Here is a 19,947-nt window from a genome sequence, read left to right on the forward strand (position 1 = left end):
CCTGGGCCGTGATTGAACACGGAAGGGTGAAGGCAACACCAGACGGCGAATGCCACAACAGTGCCCCGCAGGCAGAAGCCTGCGGGGCACTGTTGTCGCGGCCTCTCAGTCCTCGCTGCTCGCCTCCGGCCCGGCGTTGACGTCCAGCAGGCGGTACTTCTCGATGGCCTGCTGCGGCGCCTCTGCCGGGACCTCGCCTCGGCGCGCGAGCTCCTGGAGCGCGCGGACGACGACGGACGTCGAGTCGATCTTGAAGAACCGCCGCGCCGCGGCGCGGGTGTCCGAGAACCCGAAGCCGTCAGCCCCGAGGACGGCGTAGTCGCCGGGCACGAACTGGCGGATCTGATCCGGGACGGCCTTCATGTAGTCGGACACGGCCACGACCGGCCCCCGGGTCCCAGAGAGCTGCTGGGTGACGAACGGGACGGGCGCTTCGATCTCGGGATGGAGGAAGGCCTGTTCGTCGGCGGCGAGGCCGTCGCGCCGGAGCTCGGTCCACGAGGTCACACTCCACACGTCCGCGGCCACGCCCCAATCTTCGGCCAGGAGACGTCTCGCCTCGACCGCCCACGGCACCGCGACCCCCGACGCGAGCAGCTGCGTGCGGGGTGCGTCGTCCGGGAGGCGCTGGGCGGCGTCGTCCGCACTGCCCACGCCGTCGAGCGGCAGCCGGTACATCCCGCGCAGCAGCCCGTCGACGTCGAGCCCCTCGGGCTCAGCAGGCTGGACGATGGGCTCGTTGTAGACGGTGAGGTAGTACATGACGTTCGGGTCCGGATGGGTTCCGCCGTACATGCGCTCGAGGCCCGCCCTCACAATGTGCCCGATCTCGTATCCGTACGCCGGGTCGTAGGTGACGACCGCGGGGTTGGTCGAGGCAAGGAGCGGCGAGTGGCCGTCCGCGTGCTGGAGGCCTTCCCCGGTCAGGGTGGTCCGACCGGCCGTGGCGCCGATGATGAAGCCGCGCGCCATCTGGTCGGCGGCCGCCCAGAACGAGTCGCCCGTGCGCTGGAAGCCGAACATCGAGTAGAAGACGTAGACCGGGACGAGCGTCTCGCCGTGCGTCGCATACGAGGTCCCGGCGGCGGTGAATGCCGCGACCGCCCCGGCTTCGTTGATGCCGGGGTGGATGAGCTGCCCGCCTGGCGATTCCTTGTATGCGAGGACGAGGTCGCGGTCTACCGAGAGGTAGTTCTGGCCCTTCGGGTTGTAGATCTTGGCGGTCGGGAAGAACGCGTCCATGCCGAACGTGCGGCTCTCGTCCGGCACGATCGGGACCACCCGCCGTCCGAATTCCTTGTCCCGCATGAGGTCCTTGAGCAGGCGGACGAACGCCATGGTCGTCGCTGCCTGCTGCTTCCCGGAGCCGCGGCCGGCGACGGCGTACGCGGACGACGGCGGGAGGCTCACCTCGGCGTGCCGGCTGCGGCGCTCGGGGACCGGGCCGCCGAGTGAGCGGCGGCGGTCGAGGAGGTACTGGATCTCGGGCGCGTCGGGCCCCGGGTGGTAGTAGGGCGGGCGGTAGGGGTCGGCCTCGAGCTGCTCGTCCGTGATCGGGATGCGCAGGTGGTCGCGGAAGTCCTTGAGGTCCTGGAGGGTGAGCTTCTTCATCTGGTGGGTCGCGTTGCGGCCCTCGAAGTGGGAACCCAGCCCGTAGCCCTTGACGGTCTTCACGAGAACGACGGTCGGCTTGCCCTTGAACTCGGTGGCAGCCTTATAGGCGGCATACACCTTGTGGTAGTCGTGGCCGCCGCGCTTGAGGTTCCAGATCTGCTCGTCGGTCAGGTCGGCGACCAGTTCCTTCGTCTCCGGCGTCTTGCCGAAGAAGTGCTCGCGCACGAACCCGCCGTCCTCGGCCTTGTACGTCTGGTAGTCGCCGTCGGGCGTCTCGTTCATGACGCGCACGAGGTGCCCCTCGCGGTCCTTGCCCAAGAGGGCGTCCCACTCGCGGCCCCAGATGACCTTGATGACGTTCCAGCCTGCTCCGTGGAAGAACGCCTCGAGCTCCTGGATGATCTTGCCGTTGCCGCGCACTGGGCCGTCGAGCCGCTGCAGGTTGCAGTTCACCACGAAGGTGAGGTTGTCGAGGTTTTCGTTGGCGGCGAGCTGGAGGAGGCCGCGGCTCTCCGGCTCGTCCATCTCGCCGTCTCCGAGGAACGCCCAGACGTGCTGGTCAGAGGTGTCCTTGATCCCGCGCAGCTGCAGGTACCGGTTCGACTGCGCCTGGTAGATCGCGTTCATGGGGCCGATGCCCATGGACACGGTGGGGAACTCCCAGAAGGAGGGCATGAGCCGGGGGTGCGGGTAGGAGGAGAGGGCGTGGCCCTCGTGGGACTTCTCCTGTCGGAAACCGTCGAGGTCCTGTTCGGTGAGGCGCCCCTCCATGAAGGCGCGGGCGTACATGCCCGGCGAGGCGTGGCCCTGGAAGAAGACCTGGTCCCCGCCTCCGGGGTGGTCCTTGCCACGGAAGAAGTGGTTGAAGCCGACCTCGTAGAGGGTGGCGGCTCCCGCGTACGTCGAGATGTGACCGCCGACGCCGATGCCGGGGCGCTGCGCCCGGTGGACGAGGACCGCGGCGTTCCAGCGCATCCACGCGCGGTACCGGCGCTCGACCTCCTCGTCCCCGGGGAATTCGGCCTCCTGATCGGCGGCGATCGTGTTGACGTAGTCCGTTGTGGTCACCATCGGGACGCCGACGCTCTGCGCCCCGGCCCGCTGGAGGATGTTCCGGACTACGAACTGTGCCCGCTCCGTACCCCGCTCCTGCACGAGCGAGTCGAAGGACTCGATCCACTCGGCGGTCTCCTCCGGATCGTGGTCGGGGAGCTGGGCGCCGAGACCGCCGAAAAGATGCTGGGTATGCTCTCCAGTCAACACGTCGAACCTCTTTCCTGCGCGCGGGTTGCGCGCGCTCGTCCGGGGGACTTCGTTATCCCCGCGAGGATGGCTTGGGCTGCATCGCTTCCTGATTCCGTATAATGGAAACGATTTATTGCAATGTGGATTAAGAGTGACGTGGCGGCGTGATGCGCGTCAAGCCCACGTCCTTCGAGGAGGCTGTATGAACCAGGAGACTCTATGAACGGGAAGCCCCAGACCGCCGTCGTGACGGGAGCCGGGTCGGGCATCGGACGCGCTGTGGCACGGAAGCTCCTGAGGGAGGGGTGGAATGTTGCCCTCGCAGGGCGGCGGCGGGAACCGCTCGAGGAGACCGCCGGAGGCTTCGGCGAGTCCGCGCTTCCTGTGGTCGCCGACGTCACCGAGGCCGACGCCGTCGAACGCCTCTTCGCCCAGGTGACCCTCCGCTGGGGACGGGTCGACGTGCTCTTCAACAACGCGGGCATGTTCGGGCCGAGCGGCGACCCCGGCGAGATCTCTCCGGAGGACTGGAACGCGGTCGTTGCGGTGAACCTCACCGGCAGCTTCCTCTGCGCCGCGGCGGCCTTCCGGGCTATGAAGGCGCAGAGTCCGCAGGGCGGGCGCATCATCAACAACGGCTCGGTCTCGGCGCACAGCCCGCGCCCGAAATCCGTCGCCTACACCGCGACGAAGCACGCCATCACGGGCCTCACGAAGAGCATCGAGCTCGACGGACGGCCCTACGGCATCACATGCGGGCAGATCGACATCGGCAACACCCGGACCGAGCTCATCGAGCAGCTCAACAGGGGGCCCGAAGCCGGGGAAGGCGCGTTGCAGGCCGACGGCTCCCGACGCGTCGAGCCGACCTTCGCCGTCGAGGAGGCCGCGAATGCCGTGTTCCTCATGGCATCCCTGCCCCCGTCCGCGACCGTCGGCTCACTGCTCATCACGGCGTCGGGCATGCCGCTCGTGGGGCGCGGCTAGATCACGCCAGCGGCAGGAGCCCGCTCAGGTCCGTGCGGGTTCCGGAGGCGCTGAGCCGCCCCGACCCGAGTGCTTCCGCCCAGCGCATCCTGCCGGTGGCGAGGGCAAGCCAGGTCTCGGCGTCCGACTCGACGACGTTCGGCGGCGTGCCGCGCGTGTGTCGGGGCCCCTCGACGCACTGGGCGACGCCGAACGGTGGAACGCGAACCTCGACGGAGTTGCCCGGTGCCCGGGACGCGAGCTCCTCGAGGGTGTAGCGGACGGCAGTCGCGAGCAGCGGGCGGGGGAGTCCCGCTTCCACCTTGCCCGAGCCGGCTTCCGCGCCGTCCTCCGCTCGGGCGGCAAGCCAAGCGGCCACAGCCGCCCGCCCGTCGTCGGCCGCAATTCTCCGTCTTGGAGGCATTCGTTCTCTCCTCTTCCGTCTGGCGGCCCACGCGCTACGCCGTCCCGCCCACTTCTGGCCGCTCGCACTCCGTGTATCGGTGCGACACGCCGCGGTCTGGACCGATCGGGAACAGACAACCGGGCGGGAAGGCGAGGGGCACGGGGTGGGGCACGCCCACCAGCCTAGGGGCGCCGCCTAGCCCAGCAGGGCCGAGACCGCCCGCCCGAGACGGATCCGCCCGACGGCACGGCCGCCTCCCATGACCGGTTCGACGACCGTCTCCAGGACTCGGGCCACATCGGGGATGTCGACGGCGTCTGCGGCGGCGAGCATCGTGAGCCCCACGAGGGTCGTCGCTCGGACGCTCCCGTCGAGGACCTTGACTGCGGCAGTGGCCCCCTGCGGGGTCGCGAGGACGAGAATCCCCTCGGCCCCGATCTTTGCAAGAACCCCGAGCTCCTCCATGACCACCGTGTTCTCGCGCCCGCGGCCTTGAACGGCCCACGGGTAGTCGAGCATCGAGGTGGCGATGGTGGCGGCGCGCGCGTCCCCTGTCGCGCCGCGCGCACCGGGCGCCTTCGAGAGGCGCGAGAAGGCGCGGGCGAGTCCTGTGAGGGAGACCGCCGCGACGGGCGCACCGCAGCCGTCGATGCCGAGATGGGCGATGCTCTCCTCGGTGTACTCCTCGATCGTCTCCCGGACGCGCTCCTGCAACGGGTGGTTCGGCTCGAGGTAGCTCTTCCGGTCCCATCCGTTCACGGTGCAGGCCCACAGGAACGCCGCATGCTTGCCCGAGCAGTTGTGCGCGAGGCGCCGCCGGCCGATCTCAGTGCGCACGAGCCACGCACGCGCCTCCTCGTCTTTGGGCCAGTCGGGCGGGCAGAGCAGATCGGCCTCGCGGAGGCCTGCCGCCTTGAGCATGCTCTCGACGACGTCCATGTGGTCGAGCGAGCCGACGTGCGAGGCACACGCGAGCGCGACCTGGGTGCCGCGGAGGGGAACGCCGCTCCGCATCGAGGCCAGCGCCTGGAACGGCTTGAGGGCGGAGCGCGCGAACACGGGGCTCGTGACGTCTCCCAGCGAGGTCACGACAGTACCGTCGCCGGCAATCACAACGGCGGAGCCGATGTGCCGGGACTCGACGAATCCGCTGCGTTCGATCACAGCGAGTTCGACGGCGTCTTCCGCCGTGAAGGTTGCATGGGAGGCCATGTGCGCAGTCTATGCGGCGTGGGAGTCCGTCATGCGCGGGCTCGCTGTGCAGCGACTTCGGGGCGCCGGATACCCTTGTCGGGTGAAGGTTCTCGTGATCGGCCCGGGCGGCCGCGAACACGCTCTTGTCCGTTCCCTCCTTGCCGATCCCACTGTGACCGAGGTGCACGCGGCCCCGGGCAACGCGGGCATCGCCCAGGTCGTGCCGACCCACCGGATCGACGCCAACGATCCGGCTGCCGTGACCGAACTCGCGCAGAAGCTCGACGTCGACCTCGTCGTCGTCGGCCCGGAGGCGCCGCTCGCGGCGGGGGTCGCGGACGCGGTGCGAGCGGCGGGGATCGCCGTGTTCGGACCGGGCCGGGAGGCGGCTCAGCTCGAGGCGTCCAAGGCCTTCGCGAAGCAGGTCATGGCGGAGGCGGGTGTGCCGACGGCGATGGCGCGCGTCGCGACGACGCCGGAGGAGGCCGCTGACGCGCTCGACGCGTTCGGCGCCCCGTTCGTGGTCAAGGACGACGGGCTCGCGGCCGGCAAGGGCGTCGTCGTGACCGAGGACCGCGAAGCCGCGCTCGCCCACGCCCAGGCGTGCTTCGACGCGGGCGGCTCCGTGGTCATCGAGGAGTTCCTCGACGGTCCCGAGGTCTCGCTGTTCGTCCTCAGCGACGGCCGCACCGTGGTCCCGCTCTCCCCGGCACAGGACTTCAAGCGCATCTTCGACGACGACGAGGGCCCCAACACCGGCGGCATGGGGGCCTACACGCCGCTCGACTGGGCGCCGGAGGGCCTCGTGGACGAGGTCGTGCGGCGCATCGCCCAGCCGACCATCGACGAGATGGCCAAGCGTGGCACCCCGTTCGTCGGCGTCCTCTACTGCGGCCTCGCGCTCACGTCCCGCGGCACCCGGGTCATCGAATTCAACGCCCGATTCGGCGACCCCGAGACGCAGGCAGTCCTGGCACGCCTCAAGACCCCGCTGGGCGGGCTCCTGCTCGCAGCGGCAAAGGGGCGGCTCGCCGAGGCGAGGGAGCTGCGCTGGTCGCCGGAGAGTGCTGTCGCGGTCGTCCTCGCCTCCGAGAACTATCCGGACAAGCCCCGCACCGGGGACCGCATCCGGGGCCTGAAGAAGGCTGCGGCGGTCGAGGGCGTGCACGTCCTGCATGCGGGCACGAAGGTCGACGACGCGGGCAACGTCACGAGCGCGGGCGGACGTGTCCTCGCGGTCGTCGCGCTCGGTGAGGATCTCCAGGAGGCACGGGAACGCGCCTACGAGGGCATGGGACTCATCCGCCTCGACGGCGGCCAGTTCCGCAAGGACATCGCGGCGAAGGCCGCACGCGGCGAGATCAGGGTTCCGGAGCGGGCCGGGAAGGCAGGCGTGTGATGACCGAGTTCGACGGGACGACCGGGGCGGGGACCAAGCGCGGCTACGACGCGGACGCCCCCCAGCTCGAGGGCTGGAAGCACATCTACTCGGGCAAGGTCCGCGACCTCTACGAGCCGGCCGAGGGCTCTGGCCTTTCACATCCTTCCGACGTGGTGCTCGTGGTCGCGAGCGACCGCATCAGTGCCTACGACTACGTCCTCTCGAGCGAGATCCCGGACAAGGGACGGGTGCTGACCCAGCTCAGCCTCTGGTGGTTCGAGCAGCTCAACGTGCCGAACCACGTGGTGGGATCGACGGCCGACGACGGCGTCCCCGCCGACGTGGTGGGCCGCGCCATGATCTGCCGGCGCCTCGAGATGTACCCGGTCGAGTGCATCGCCCGCGGCTACCTCACGGGATCAGGCCTCGCGGAGTACCGCGAGCATGGCACCGTGTGCGAGATCCCGCTTCCGCCGGGCCTGGTGGACGGCTCGCGCCTTCCGGAGGCGGTCTTCACGCCTTCGGCGAAGGCAGAGATCGGTGAGCACGACGAGAACATCACGTACGAGGACGTCACCGGAATGGTGGGGGACGACGCCGCAGCTCGGCTCCGCGACCTCACCCTCGAGGTGTACCGCGAGGCGGAGCGGATCGCCCGCGGGCGCGGCATCATCCTCGCAGACACGAAGGTCGAGTTCGGCGTGGATCCCCTGACCGGCGACATCACACTCGGCGACGAGGTGCTGACGCCGGACTCGTCCCGGTTCTGGGACGCGTCGACGTGGGAGCCCGGGAAGGCTCAGCCGTCGTTCGACAAGCAGTTCGTCCGCGACTGGCTCACGTCGTCGGCCTCGGGCTGGGACCGGCACTCGGGCGAGGAGCCCCCGGCTCTGCCAGCCGACGTCGTCGAACGAACCCGCGAAAGGTACGTCGAGGCCTACGAAAGGCTCACGGGCCGCAGCTTCGCCTAGTCCGGGTCCCCGGCCCTCTGCTGGGCCAGCCGGATCTCGAGGATGGCGTCCATGGTCTGCTGGACCTTCTCGGAGGCTCCCGCATAGCTGAACTGCTCGCGGGCGTCCTTGAGGAGCTCGAGCGCCTCGTCGTTGCGTCCGAGCGCCTTGAGCGCGCGGCCGTAGAGCAGGGCGACCTCGCCGGCGGTGTGGCGCCCCAGGACGTTCTTCTCGGAGTGGATTTCCTTGAGCCGCTCGATGGCCTCGGGGATCTGGCCGTTGAGGTAGAGCCACCGGGCACGGATGAACGCGACTTCCAGCTGTTCCGGCCGGGAGCCGCCCACGATCGAGAGGGCGAGCTCGGCGCGCTCGATCGCTGCGAGGGTCTCGGGTTCGACGATGCCGCCCGAGAGGCGGACGGCGGCGGACGCCTTGTTGAAACGGGCCCAGAGCTCGATGTCGTTGGCGGGGGAGAGGAGCTTGGCAGCCCGTTCGTGGTGCTTGACTCCTTCCTCGTAGTCGGCGCGCATGAACGCGACGTTGCCGATGACCCACTCGACCTCGCCCGAGAGCTGCCCCATCGACTCCTCGTCGACGAGTGTGCCGAGGATGCGGCAGTAGTCCCACGCCTCGTCGAGGCGGCCGCTTTCGGCGAGGGCCCCGATGAGGGCGCGGAGTGCGCCGATGTAGATCGTCGACCCGGCGGGGAGCTGCGCCCCCAGCCGTACTGCCTCCCGCGCGTGTTCGACGGCGGTGCCGAGCTGGCCGAGGCCGTGGCACACGGCCGCCAGCATCTGGTGCGCGCGCACCGCGAGGCCGTCCGACTCGGCGATGATGGGGTGTTCCAGGAGGTGCTGGACGATGCGCTGGCACTCGGCGAGTTGGCCCTGCTTCATGAGGCACTCGGCCTGCATGTAGGTCATGTTCCACCACGCGCTGTTGTTCCTCGCCTCGAGGGCGAACTGGGCCGCTGTCGCGGCGTGGCTCGCCGCCTGGGCGTAGTCGCGCATGTCCCAGGCCTGCCGGGCGTAGAGCCCGGCGAGGACGTATTCGGCGTCGTTCGCCGTGACCGGCTGGCTCCACGCCTCGAGCGCCTTGGGCGCAAGCTCGAGCCGGCGGGCCAGCTCCTGGATGACCTCGGGGGTCGGCTCGCGGCGGCCGGTCTCAAGGAGGGAAATGTAGCTCGGGGAGTACAGGTCCTTTCCCAGTTCCGCCTGCGTGAGCCCACGCTCGAGACGCTCGGCCCGCAACTTCTCGCCGAATCCGCTCCCCACAACATCCTCCTCGACTGGCCCCCCACCCAGTGGCTGGGGGTAAGGCGATAGACTAGCGGCTTGACACCTGCTGTGGATGTTATTTTACTTGGGGTGTCAATCACGACAAAGCACGCTCTGCCCGATTGCACCCGCTACAACTAAGGACACGACATGCTCAAGAAGCTGACTGCGTCACTCGCCCTCCTCGGCGCGCTGGCAGTCGGAGGCGTCTCGGTTGCCCCGAGCGCCATCGGCAACTGGCCTGACCCCATGAAGACCACGGCGATCGGCAACTGGCCCGATCCCATGAAGGCTACCGCCATCGGCAACTGGCCTGACCCCATGAAGAGCACGGCGATCGGCAACTGGCCTGACCCGATGAAGGCTACCGCCATCGGCAACTGGCCCGACCCGATGAAGGCTACCGCCATCGGCAACTGGCCCGACCCCATGAAGTCGAAGATCTGAGTCGACCTCAGCTGAGGGCCACAAGCCCTCGTCGATGATCCGCTGTTGTCTGGCGGGTCCAGAGAAGTGCCAGGAAAGCCCCGCCCGTCCCAGGACAGGCGGGGCTATTCCTGTGTCTGGGCCCCGCATTTTCGCCGTTGAGTCCCAGTATTTTTACTGCTCGGTTTGACATGTCCTGTCAACCCTCGGTTCAGGCGGGCCGTTCCTGCTGGGCTGGGCCGTCTCTTCGGGCGGGGACTTGGACGAACGGCTCGACGGTCAGAGTCTTCGTGTCGAGCACTACGGAATTGCCGAGGCGCCGCTGCATGTCGAGGACCTGGAGGACGGTGTCGCTTCCCGGAACGGGCACCGTGAGGCGCTGGTGCCAGTGGCCGGCGAACAGCTGAGCAGGCCGCGTGGCTTCGACAGCCGCCTGTACGAGCTCCCGCGTGCGATTCGCTTCCGCCTCTGTCTCGGGGCGGACCGGGAACGATGCGGGCAGTTCGACGCTCGCGGGCACCTCGTGGGCGAGCAGGACATCGAGCCGCCTGTCCCCGAGCCGGCGGACATCCTCTGCCGTCGGCTCTTCCTCCGGCCACCAGTCCACGTGGTGGCGCCGTTGCCCCCGGTCCAGGGAGTAGGCCCCGCCGAGGGCGCCGAAGCGGCGGCCGCCGAGACGGAATCGAGTCCCTCTCGGCAGGTAGGTCAGGCCCATCATCCGGGCACGGCGGCGGCGTCGAGGCAGCTGGGCGAGGAACTCGTGGTTGTCGTTGTTCCCGTCGATGAACATGAACTTGATGTTCGCGTCGCGGACGGCATCCGAGAGCGAGCGGGTGAAGCCGTACGCCTTCCCGAGGGAATTCGTGCGGCTCGGGGGCTCCGGATAGTCGGAGGGCCAGAAGGCGCCGAGGTCTCCGAGGTGGATGACGTGCCGCAACCCCTGCTGGCGGGCCGCCTTGATCGTCTCGACCGCCCAGTGGGCGTCCCTGTGCCAGTCCCCGGCGATCAGAATCTTCATGGTGCCCTCCTGACCCGTCGCCTTCGATTCTTCCACGGACAGGTGACCGAGGGCGGGGCGAGGTTCTCTATGTGGAAAAGCACGCGGGCGGGGAGCGGCTGGGGAGGACCGTTGGCAACCAGGGCGGCCGATCCAAGAAAGCCCATGCAGGAAACAGGAATGGCGCCGATTCCTCGGCGCCATTCCTGTTCTATTGGTCGGGATGACAGGATTTGAACCTGCGACCTCTTCGTCCCGAACGAAGCGCGCTACCAAGCTGCGCTACATCCCGATCCGCTGCCGAGTTTCCCCGATGCAACTCATACAGAGTACCCGATGCGGGTCCCTCAGGCGAAATCGGTTGGTCTCTCCAGGCCCAATCCGACGACGCTCACACCAGGGACTCCCGCCACGCGCCATGAAGCGCTGCAAAGCGCCCGCCACCGCGAATGAGCTCCTCCGGAGTGCCGTCCTCGATGATCCGTCCCGCGTCCATGACGAGTACCCGATCGGCGATCTCGACCGTCGAGAGGCGGTGGGCGATGATGATCGCCGTCCTGCCTCGCCGGGCCAGCAGGCTCGAGAGGCCCGCCTGCACGAGACGCTCGGAGGGGATGTCCAGGGAAGAAGTCGCCTCGTCGAGGATGAGCACGGCAGGAGCAGCGAGGAAGGCGCGGGCGAACGAGATGAGCTGGCGCTGGCCCGCCGAGACGCGGCCGCCGCGCTTGTTCACGTCCGTGTCGTAGCCGTCCGGGAGCGCAGAGATGAACTCGTGGGCGCCCACCGCCTTGGCGGCGGCCTCGATTTCCTCGCGCGCCGCCGTCGGACGCCCCAAGGCGATGTTGTCTGCCACCGAGCCGCTGAAGAGGAACGCCTCCTGGGTGACCATGACGACGGCGCGGCGCAGGTCCGGCGTCGAAAGGCGCCGGAGGTCGACGCCGTCGAGCGTCAGCGCGCCGGCAGAGACGTCGTAGAACCTCGCCACGAGCTTTGCGAGCGTCGACTTTCCCGCGCCCGTGGCGCCGACGAGGGCGACGGTCTGGCCCGCAGGGATGTCGAGGCTGAACTCGGGAAGGACGAGCGGCCCGTCGCCGTAGCGGAACTCGACCCGGTCGAAACGGATGTGGCCGCGCGGGTCGGGGAGCGGCTCGGGGTCCTTCGGCGGGACGACCGTCGGGACCTCCTCCAGCAGGCCGGACACCTTCTCGAGGGCAGCCTGTGCGCTCTGGAACGAGTTGTAGAACATCGCCATGTCTGCGATCGGCTGGTAGAAGCGCTTCACCGACAGCACGAGGGCGAGGAGCACGCCGACGGCGAGGCCGCCGTCCAGCACGCGAAGGCCTGCCACCAGGAGCACGACGGAGACCGTGATGTTGCCGATGAGGACGAGGCCCGGCTGCAGGATCCCATTGAGCTGGATCGAGCGCGCTGTGACCTTCCGGTAGTCCTCCGTGAGAGCCCCGAACTCCTCGTTGTTCTCGGGCTCCTTCCGGAACGCCTTCACAGCCCGGATTCCCGTCATCGACTCGACGAAATGGACGATGAGCCGCGCCGACGCGACGCGGGAGGCGCGGTAGGCGATCTGCGAGCGGATCTGGTACCAGCGGGCCAGGGCGAGCATCGGAACCGCGGCGGCGAGCATGATGACGCCGGACATCCAGTCGAGGAGGAACACCGTGCTGGCCGTGAACAGCATGAAGAGGACGCCTGAGGCGAGCGAGCTGACGCCGGAATCGAGGAGGTCGCGCAGCGCCTCGAGATCGGATGTCTGGCGGCTGATGATCCGCCCGGACGTGTAGTGCTCGTGGAAGTCGAGGCTGAGCCGCTGCGTATGCCGGAACACCCGGACACGCAGGTCGAGGAGCATCGTCTGGCTCAGCTTTGCGGTAGAGGTCACGTAGCCGGCCGTCAGGAGTGCCGTCGTGAGGGCGGCGGCGAGGTACATCGCGCCAGCGAGCCAGACGAGGAGCGAGCGCCCGTGGATGAGCGCGGGCAGGGCGCTGTCGATGCCGAACGCGATGATCGCCGGCCCGGCGGCCTTCGTCGCCTGCGAGACGACGACCATTCCGAGCGTCGCCCAGAAGCGCACCCGCACGGGGTGGATGAGGTCCTTCAGCAGGCGGAGCGAGCGCCGTCTGACGGCCCGCGAGTCCTCGCGGGTGAGGTCGACGGAGTCTTCAGCGTGGTCCCTCGGCGCGCCGCCGCGCGGGGTGGCAACCGTGCGGGGGGCGGCGGTCATCGGGCCTCCTCGAGATCGTCCATGCTGTCATCTGCATCGAGCTCGGAATCGAGATCCCGGGGCTCGGTGTCGAGGCTCGCGATGACGTATCGGTAGTGCGGGTTCCTCGCGAGCAGCTCGGAGTGGGTTCCGACGTCGTCGATCACGCCGTCCCGGAGGAGGGCCACGCGGTCCGCGAGCGCCACCGTCGAGGGGCGGTGGGCGACGATGAGCGTCGTCGTCTCCGCCAGCACCTCGCGGAGCCGGGCCTCGACCCGCTCCTCGGTCGCGACGTCGAGGGCGGAGAGCGGGTCGTCGAGGACCAGGACCGACGGCTTCGCCGCGATGGCCCGCGCGAGCGCTATGCGCTGCCGCTGGCCGCCGGAGAGGCTCAGCCCCTCCTCGCCGATGCGGGTGTCGACGCCCTCGGGGAGCGAGTAGGCGAACTGCGCCTGCGCGACGTCGAGCGCCTCCTCGAGGATGGCGTCGGCGTCGGGGCCCTCGCGGACCGGGGCGCCGAGGAGCACGTTGTCCCGGATCGAGTTCGAGAAAAGGGTCGAATCCTCGAACGCGACCGAGACGAGGCTCCGGAGCTCCGCGAGCGGGAGGCGGCGCACGTCGACGCCGTCGATCTCGACGGCACCGCCGCTCACCTCGTAGAGGCGGGGTACGAGCTGGAGGAGCGTGCTCTTGCCTGATCCCGTGACGCCCACGAGGGCCATCGTCTCGCCCGGGGCAAGCTCGAGGTTGACTCCGCGCAGCACCGGGCGGCCGCAGCCGTCGCTTGCCAGTGCCGGGCCCGGCGTCTGAGGGGCCTTCGCACGGTCCGAGGGCACGCCGCCGGGCCTCGGCGGCTCGTAGGCGAAGAGCACGTCCCGGAAGGCGAGTGCGGCGCGCTGGGCGCCCGACGGCTGCGAGCTGACACGGGTCGGCTCGACGGGGTCGGTGATGGCGACAGGCTCATCCATGACCTCGTAGTGGCGGTCGATCGCGGTCTTGGCCGTGAGCGCCATGCCCACGAGCGCACCCGACATCTCAACCGGGTTCGCCACGGCGGCGGCAGTGGCGAAGAATGCCGCGAGCGCCCCGACCGTGATCTGGCCCGTGGCCGCGAGCCAGAGTCCGACCATGAGCCCGGTGCCGAGGGCAAGCTCGGGAAGGAGTGTCACGACCATGCTGAACACCGCGAGGTGGCGGGCCTTCGTCACCTCAGTCTCCCGGAGCCCCTCGGCTTGGAGGGCGAAGTTCTCGAGGGCCTCGCGGCTGCGGCCGAAGGCCTTGAGCACGCGGATGCCGTGCACGGACTCCTCGACTGCGGTCGCGAGGTCGCCAGCCTGGTCCTGGCTCCGCCGGGACGCGGCGACGTACTGGCGGCGGAACCGGAAGCTGTAGATGCTGATCGGGACGGCGGCCGCGAGGAAGATCAGCGCGAGCTGCCACGAGATGGTGAACAGCATGGAGATGCCGACGATCACCGTCGCGAACGAAATGACGAGGTAGATGGCCCCGAACGCAAGCCAGCGGCGCAGCAGGTTGAGGTCCGTCATGGCCCGCGAGAGCAGCTGGCCCGAGCCCCAGCCGTCGTGGAACGAGACGGGGAGCAGCTGCAGGTGGCGGTAGAGCTTGACGCGCAGCGACGCTTCGACGTTCGTGGCCGGGTCGAGCACGAAGAGTCGCCGCAGGAACGTCAGGACTGCCTCGAAGACGCCCATGACGAGCACGACGGCGGCCGCCAAGACGACCGCCGACGGGCCCGCACCCGGGCGGAGCAGCGCATCGATGACGGCGCGGAACACCTGGGGGACGAGCACTGCGAGGACAGAGGCCGAGAGCCCGACGCCGAGGCCCGCGATGAGCCTCGGGACGATCGGGCGGGCCTCCGGGGCGAGCCGGGCAAGGCTGCTGCGGAAGGAAGTCTGATTCGTGGTGGGTGCCTTTGCGGGCATGCCGGCGCTCACACCTCCGGCTAGAAGTAGTTAGCTGTGGCAACTACCCTACGCCATGTCGGGCGAGCGGGGGAGCGCGCTCAGGCCCGGGCTGTCAGTGTGAGCAGAACTGCTTCCGGACGGCAGGCGATGCGGATGGGCGCGAAACGGGACGTCCCGATCCCGCCGGACACGTTGAGCGACGCCCAATTGCCGGCATGCTCCCACTTCGTGAGGCCCTTGGCGCGCCACGTGGGCAGATCGCAGTTCGAGACGAGCGCACCGTAGCCGGGCAGGCAGATCTGGCCGCCATGCGTGTGGCCGGCGAGGATCAGGTCGGCGCCCGTGTCGGTGAAGTAGTCGAGCACCCGCTGGTACGGCGCGTGGATCACCGCGACCTTCACGTGGGGCTCGCGGTCATGGCCGGACGAGCCGCGGGGCCAGTCGGCGTACTGCTCCCGCTTGAGGTGCGGATCGTCGACCCCGGAGAAGTCGAAGCGCACACCGTCGAAGACCACCGACTGGGACCGATTCGTCAGGCTGATCCAGCCCGCCGCTCCGAAGCCGCCGAAGAGTCCCCGCCAGTCGAGCTCGACCCGGTCCGGCAGGGGGCGGCGGTTGGAGGGGCCCAGCAGGTACGACGCCGGGTTCCTCGCAATCGGAGCGTAGTAGTCGTTCGAGCCGGGCACGAAGACTCCAGGGAAGCGCAGAAGAGGACCCAATGCCTCGAGCAGCGGCGCGACGCCGTCGACGTGGCTCAGGTTGTCGCCCGTATTCACCACGAGATCCGGGTAGAGCTCGGCAAGGCCTGCGAGCCACGCCGCCTTCTTGGTCTGGCCGGGGACGAAGTGGATGTCGCTCAGGTGCAGGACGCGGATCGGGGAGGAGCCCTTGGGGAGCACCGGAACCGTCTCCTCGCGGAGACGGAACTGGTCCTTCTCCCACCAGCCGTACGCTGCGGCCGCGGCCCCTGCCGAGGCTGCCACGCCAGCGAGGAAGCCAGCCCGTCTGGCACCTGTCGCGAGGGCCGCCGTCGTACGCTGCGCCGCTCGGGCGAGGGGCGCCCCCGCCCCCGGGACGAGCCCTTCGGTCGCGGCCATCAGCCCTTCTTGCTCGGGGTGGGCCGTGCGGGGACGGTCGGCTGCGGGAAGTTGGTCGGCAGCGGGAAGGCGGTCGGGAGCGGGACCGTCGGGTTCTGAACCGTCGTGCCGCCGGTCGTGTCCTGGTTCGAGGCGCCCTGGCTTGTCGTGTCCGTGCTCGGAGTCTGGAACTGCTGCGACGAAGTGCCCGTGATCAGGTTCTGCGGCGGCGCATCGAAGTCGCCGTGGTCGTAGAGGGGCGCGGCCTTCTGCATGTAGTACGCCCACTGCGGACCCGCGATGTAGGCGCCGTCGACGCTGGTGTAGAAGCGCCCGTTGATCGTGACGTTCTGGCCGATATGGCCCTGAGGCTTGAAGGCGTCACCGAAGAACGAGGCCGTCGAGAGGCCCTTCGTGTAGCCGACGACCCAGGTCTGGCCGTTGTACTGGTTCGTACCGGTCTTCGCGGCATCCGGGACGCCGAGCTTGATGGTCTGGCCGTTGGCGTCCTTGATGTTGTAGCCCGAACCCCTTGTCAACACGTCCTGGAGGACGTTCGTGACGGCCTTGGCAACATCCGGCTTGAGGGCGTTCGCCTGGCAGTTCTGGCTCTGCCCGCCGATCCTCTTGCCCTGGGAGTCGAGCACGTCCGTGATGGACATGGGCTGGCACAGGGTGCCGTTGCTGGCGAACGTCGCGAACGCGTTGGCCATGGTCATCGGCGAGACGTTCGAGCCGCCGAGCAGGTTGCCCAGCGTCGACATGTCGAGCTTCTCGTTCTTTCCGCTGCCGAGGTGCATGCCGATCGCGTCGGAGGCCCGCTGGATGTCGCAGAAGTCGTTGAGCGCAGCCGCGGATGCGAAGGTCGCGGTGTTGATCGACTGGTAGATGCCCTCTCGCACAGACATCGGCCGGTACCAGTTCGGCTCGTCGTTCTGCAGGTCGTCCGATCCGCTCACCGTGGAGTCATAGAATCCCGTGACCTTCTGGCAGGTCGTCTTCCACGGGAAGTTGGCGGGGTACCGGCGCTGGGACGCGTCCACGATCTGGTTGGTCGGCTTGCCCTCGTTGAGCCACGCGGCCAGGGTGATCGGCTTCATCGTCGAGCCGGGCTGCATGCCTCCGATCCCTCCGAGGGGATTGCCGTTGGCGTCCCCGCTGTCCACGTTGAAGTTGTACGACGTGAGGAAGTCTGTGCCCTGGCCCGCGAGGATCCTCGTATTCTGAGCCATCGCAAGGACCTTCCCGGTGCCCGGCTGGACCGTCACGAGGGAGGACGACCACTTGTCGGGGTTGGCGCCCGCGGTCGCGTCGACCTGCTGCTGGGCCGGGCCCTGGAGGCGCGGGTCGAGCGTCGTCTTGATGGTGAGCCCACCGCGAGTGAGCTTCTGGTCCCGATCGTCCACGGTAGCGCCGAAGGCAGGATCGTTCTCGATCTGATGGACCACGTAATCGCAGAAGTACTGCGCCTGGGACGCGTACGCACAGCCCTGCTTCGGCGGATTCAGCTTGAGCTGAATCGGCGTGTTGACGGCGTCGTCGTGCTGCTTCTGGTTGATGTACCCGTGCTGGAGCATCGCGTCGAGCACGAGGTCGCGGCGCTGCTTGGAGGCGTCCGGGTGCAGCGTCGGGTCATATCCCGAGGGGCTGTTGACCAGCCCCGCCAGGAGGGCTGCCTGCGGCAGCGAGAGGTCCTTGGCGTCTTCTGAGAAGAAGTACTGGCTGGCCGCCTGAATCCCGTAGGCGTTGCTGTTGAAGAACACGATGTTCAGGTAGCCCTGAAGGATCTGGTCCTTCGAGTACTGCTTCTCAAGCGCGATTGCGAGCTTCATCTCGCGCAGCTTGTCCCCCACGCCCTTCTGGCCGTTGAGCACGACCTGGGCCTGCTTGCCCTCCGAGACAAGGTTCTCGTTGATGACGTTGGTCACATACTGCTGCGTGAGCGTCGAGGCACCCTGCTTGTCGCCGCGGAAGTTCGAGACGAGCGCGCGCAGGATGCCCGTCATGTCGACGCCGCCGTGCTGGTAGAAGCGATAGTCCTCGATCGCCACGATCGCGTTCTTGATGTTCGGGGACATCTGGTCGAGGGGGACCTGAGTGCGGTTCTCGCTGAAAAGCGTGCCAATCTGCGAGCCGTCGGAGGCGAGGATCTTCGTCACCTGCCCTGGAGGGGTCACCGTGAGTTCGCTCGGCAGGCTGTTGAAGAACTGTACCGAGCCGTTTGCAGCGCTCCCCGTGACCGCCGCAGCGGGCACCATGAGGCCTGCCACGAGCACTCCGCAGATCGCGCTGACGCCAAGGAAAGCGAGGATCTTGCCGAGCGTTGTGGCAGTGTCGAAGAGCGGGTTCTTGCCAGACGCCATGTAGGGCAGTCTACCGGGACCGATTACTCTGGACTTTATGACCAGGTGGGAGTACGCGACCGTACCGCTGATCGTCCATGCGACCAAGCAGATCCTCGACCAGTGGGGCGATGACGGCTGGGAGCTCGTGCAGGTTGTTCCTGGCCCCGGTGGGAACGGACTGGTGGCGTACATGAAGAGGGAGAAGCAGGCATGAGCGAGGCGCAGGCCAGCGCGGCTCAGGACGCAGGTCTCGGAGCGGCGAGCGCAGTCGAGCGGCGCCTCGCCGACCTCGGCCTCGTGCTCCCCGAGGTGGCCGCACCCGTGGCCGCGTATGTACCCGCCGCTGTGGCCGGGGGATTCGTCTACACGTCTGGCCAGCTTCCGTTCGTCAAGGGCGAACTGCCCGCGACGGGCAAGGTCGGTGCCGAGGTCGGCGCCGACGATGCAAAGCGCTTGGCAGAGCTTTGCGTCATCAACGCGCTCGCAGCGGTCAAGGCGCAGATCGGCGACCTCGACCGCGTGACGCGCATCGTGAAGGTCGTGGGCTTCGTGGCCTCCGACCCGTCGTTCACCGGGCAGCCCGGCGTCGTCAACGGCGCCTCTGAACTGCTCGGCAAAGTGTTCGGAGACGCGGGCGCGCACGCCCGATCCGCCGTCGGCGTCGCGGTCCTGCCGCTTGACGCACCGGTCGAGGTGGAGTTGATTGCAGAATTTGCATAGCCGCCGTTTCATCGTCCCCAAGCGACTTCAGGGGGCGGCGCGCAGCTGGCTTGAGGAGGCGGACCGTCCGCCGCGGAACGCCCGGCTGGCTTCCTCGGTGGTCCTGGTCCGGGATTCGGCCGAGGGCACCGAGACATGGCTCGCCTATCGCCCTGGGGATTCGCCCCTGGGGGTCGTCGCCTTCCCCGGCGGCTCGGTTCAGAACGCCGACCACGACACGTTCGACTGGTTCGGCCCCTCGGTCGGCCAGTGGGCGGAGATGCTCGGGCTCGAGGAGTTCTCCAAGGCACGGGCCCACGTCGTCGGGGCCATCCGCGAGCTCTTCGAGGAGACCGGAGTGCTCCTCGCTGGGTCGGACGCGACGACCGTGGTGGAGGGCACCGGGACCGCTGACTGGATGCGGGCACGGGAGGCCGTCGCCAACGAGGAAATCAGCTTCGCAGACCTCATGGCGAAGCGGGGCCTCGGGCTGAGGACCGATCTCCTGCGGCCGCTCGTGCACTGGGTCTCGCCCGACTTCGCCCATCGCCGCTTCGATACCCGCTACTTCGCCGCTACGCTTCCGGTCGGCCAGACCCCGATGCTGCTGCCCAGCCGAGGCGTCTGGGGCGACTGGGTGCTGCCTGCTCGGCTCCTCAAGGACCGCGACACGTCCGCCTTCGGGGACTCCATCGGCGAGGACGAGACCAAGGGACTGCCCCTTGCCGAGCTCCTGGTCCCGGCGAGCGAGATCATCCTCGAGAAGATCATGAAGGCCAAGGGCTGCATCGCGTACCTCAACCTCAAGCGCTCCACGCACACCTATCAGGCGCAGCTCGAGCAGGAGGACGGGAAGCTATGGCTCCGCGTCGAGGCGCCGAGTACGGCCCCCGCAACGGCAGCACTCTCCGCCATCCCCCACCCCACCCCCACCGTTTCGGGTACAGATAACCAGCCCTGAGCGAGTCTCGGGTACGGCTACTCGTGCCACAGAGCGTTTCGGGTACAGCTAACCAGCCGCTGAGATATCTCGGGTACGGCTACTCGCGCCACAGAGCGTTTCGGGTACAGGTAACCAACGACGACGGCCGGCGCCTTCCGCTTGGAAGGCGCCGGCCGTTGAGTTTCCGCACCCGAGTTCGATCTAGAGCACGAGTTTCCGTACCCGAGATGCCCCAAGGGGGTGGGTTGGTGTACCCGAGATGCCCCTAGGGGGTGGGTTTGG

Annotated in this window: 16 protein-coding genes and 1 tRNA gene; 7 read left to right on the forward strand and 10 right to left on the reverse strand. The window is 68.6% G+C overall.

Annotated elements, in window-relative coordinates:
• Positions 1 to 105 precede the first annotated feature (105 nt).
• Positions 106 to 2,877 carry a pyruvate dehydrogenase (acetyl-transferring), homodimeric type gene (gene aceE, locus E6A21_RS12290; protein ID WP_138444448.1) on the reverse strand — a complete coding sequence of 924 codons (2,772 nt, stop codon included), beginning with the start codon at positions 2,875 to 2,877 and terminating at the stop codon, positions 106 to 108.
• Between the two features lie 201 nt (positions 2,878 to 3,078).
• On the opposite strand from aceE, the gene E6A21_RS12295 reads away from it, so the two are divergent.
• Positions 3,079 to 3,846 (forward strand): SDR family oxidoreductase, encoded by a 768-nt coding sequence (locus E6A21_RS12295; RefSeq protein ID WP_138444449.1) that lies wholly within the window; start codon positions 3,079 to 3,081, stop codon positions 3,844 to 3,846.
• Between the two features lies 1 nt (position 3,847).
• Here E6A21_RS12295 and E6A21_RS12300 read toward each other — a convergent pair whose 3' ends face one another.
• Together E6A21_RS12300 and E6A21_RS12305 are read right to left on the reverse strand one after the other, a co-directional pair.
• Positions 3,848 to 4,249, reverse strand: coding sequence for a sterol carrier family protein (locus E6A21_RS12300; RefSeq protein ID WP_138444450.1), 402 nt, complete (start codon positions 4,247 to 4,249; stop codon positions 3,848 to 3,850).
• Positions 4,250 to 4,426: 177 nt separating this feature from the next.
• Positions 4,427 to 5,443 carry an asparaginase gene (locus tag E6A21_RS12305; protein ID WP_138444451.1) on the reverse strand — a complete coding sequence of 339 codons (1,017 nt, stop codon included), beginning with the start codon at positions 5,441 to 5,443 and terminating at the stop codon, positions 4,427 to 4,429.
• Positions 5,444 to 5,525: 82 nt separating this feature from the next.
• Between E6A21_RS12305 and purD the strand changes: the two genes are divergently transcribed.
• Positions 5,526 to 6,824 (forward strand): phosphoribosylamine--glycine ligase, encoded by a 1,299-nt coding sequence (purD, locus tag E6A21_RS12310; RefSeq protein WP_138444452.1) that lies wholly within the window; start codon positions 5,526 to 5,528, stop codon positions 6,822 to 6,824.
• Complete coding sequence (locus tag E6A21_RS12315) at positions 6,824 to 7,777, forward strand: phosphoribosylaminoimidazolesuccinocarboxamide synthase (RefSeq protein WP_138444453.1); 954 nt, start codon at positions 6,824 to 6,826, stop codon at positions 7,775 to 7,777. Before purD ends, E6A21_RS12315 begins: the two co-directional genes overlap by 1 nt.
• Here E6A21_RS12315 and E6A21_RS12320 read toward each other — a convergent pair.
• Complete coding sequence (locus E6A21_RS12320; protein ID WP_138444454.1) at positions 7,774 to 9,030, reverse strand: helix-turn-helix domain-containing protein; 1,257 nt, start codon at positions 9,028 to 9,030, stop codon at positions 7,774 to 7,776. The two genes, E6A21_RS12315 and E6A21_RS12320, sit on opposite strands and share 4 nt — an antisense overlap.
• Positions 9,031 to 9,183: 153 nt before the next feature.
• Between E6A21_RS12320 and E6A21_RS12325 the strand changes: the two genes are divergently transcribed.
• Positions 9,184 to 9,480: a hypothetical protein gene (locus E6A21_RS12325; RefSeq protein WP_212745933.1), complete on the forward strand. Its 297-nt coding sequence runs from the start codon at positions 9,184 to 9,186 to the stop codon at positions 9,478 to 9,480.
• A 190-nt stretch (positions 9,481 to 9,670) separates the two neighbouring features.
• On the opposite strand, the gene E6A21_RS12330 is transcribed toward E6A21_RS12325, so the two are convergent.
• The 6 genes from E6A21_RS12330 to E6A21_RS12355 form a co-directional block, all read right to left on the reverse strand.
• The gene (locus E6A21_RS12330; RefSeq protein ID WP_171041381.1) at positions 9,671 to 10,477 is read right to left on the reverse strand and encodes a metallophosphoesterase family protein; all 807 of its coding nucleotides are present in this window, start codon (positions 10,475 to 10,477) and stop codon (positions 9,671 to 9,673) included.
• 194 nt (positions 10,478 to 10,671) lie between these two features.
• Positions 10,672 to 10,748: transfer RNA gene (locus tag E6A21_RS12335), tRNA-Pro, on the reverse strand.
• Positions 10,749 to 10,847: 99 nt separating this feature from the next.
• Positions 10,848 to 12,695, reverse strand: a complete 1,848-nt coding sequence (locus E6A21_RS12340; RefSeq protein WP_138444456.1) for an ABC transporter ATP-binding protein — start codon at positions 12,693 to 12,695, stop codon at positions 10,848 to 10,850.
• Positions 12,692 to 14,620 carry an ABC transporter ATP-binding protein gene (locus E6A21_RS12345; RefSeq protein WP_138444457.1) on the reverse strand — a complete coding sequence of 643 codons (1,929 nt, stop codon included), beginning with the start codon at positions 14,618 to 14,620 and terminating at the stop codon, positions 12,692 to 12,694. Before E6A21_RS12345 ends, E6A21_RS12340 begins: the two co-directional genes overlap by 4 nt.
• An 80-nt stretch (positions 14,621 to 14,700) precedes the next feature.
• Positions 14,701 to 15,699: a metallophosphoesterase gene (locus E6A21_RS12350; RefSeq protein ID WP_138444458.1), complete on the reverse strand. Its 999-nt coding sequence runs from the start codon at positions 15,697 to 15,699 to the stop codon at positions 14,701 to 14,703.
• A complete protein-coding gene (locus E6A21_RS12355; RefSeq protein WP_138444459.1) occupies positions 15,699 to 18,041 on the reverse strand; it encodes a transglycosylase domain-containing protein in 2,343 nt (780 codons plus the stop codon). The genes E6A21_RS12350 and E6A21_RS12355 overlap by 1 nt, the downstream gene beginning before the upstream one ends.
• Before the next feature lie 37 nt (positions 18,042 to 18,078).
• Here E6A21_RS12355 and sp36 point away from each other — a divergent pair, with 37 nt between their 5' ends.
• Genes sp36 through E6A21_RS12370 form a run of 3 tightly spaced genes read left to right on the forward strand, consistent with a single transcriptional unit; the run spans position 18,079 to position 19,683 of the window.
• Positions 18,079 to 18,237, forward strand: a complete 159-nt coding sequence (sp36, locus tag E6A21_RS12360; protein WP_138444460.1) for a Sp36 family protein — start codon at positions 18,079 to 18,081, stop codon at positions 18,235 to 18,237.
• The gene (locus E6A21_RS12365; RefSeq protein WP_138444461.1) at positions 18,234 to 18,743 is read left to right on the forward strand and encodes a RidA family protein; all 510 of its coding nucleotides are present in this window, start codon (positions 18,234 to 18,236) and stop codon (positions 18,741 to 18,743) included. The genes sp36 and E6A21_RS12365 overlap by 4 nt, the downstream gene beginning before the upstream one ends.
• The gene (locus tag E6A21_RS12370; RefSeq protein WP_246036443.1) at positions 18,727 to 19,683 is read left to right on the forward strand and encodes an NUDIX hydrolase; all 957 of its coding nucleotides are present in this window, start codon (positions 18,727 to 18,729) and stop codon (positions 19,681 to 19,683) included. The genes E6A21_RS12365 and E6A21_RS12370 overlap by 17 nt, the downstream gene beginning before the upstream one ends.
• Positions 19,684 to 19,947: the final 264 nt, after the last annotated feature.

The sequence above is a fragment of the Sinomonas susongensis genome (assembly GCF_005877005.1).
GTDB lineage: Bacteria > Actinomycetota > Actinomycetes > Actinomycetales > Micrococcaceae > Sinomonas > Sinomonas susongensis.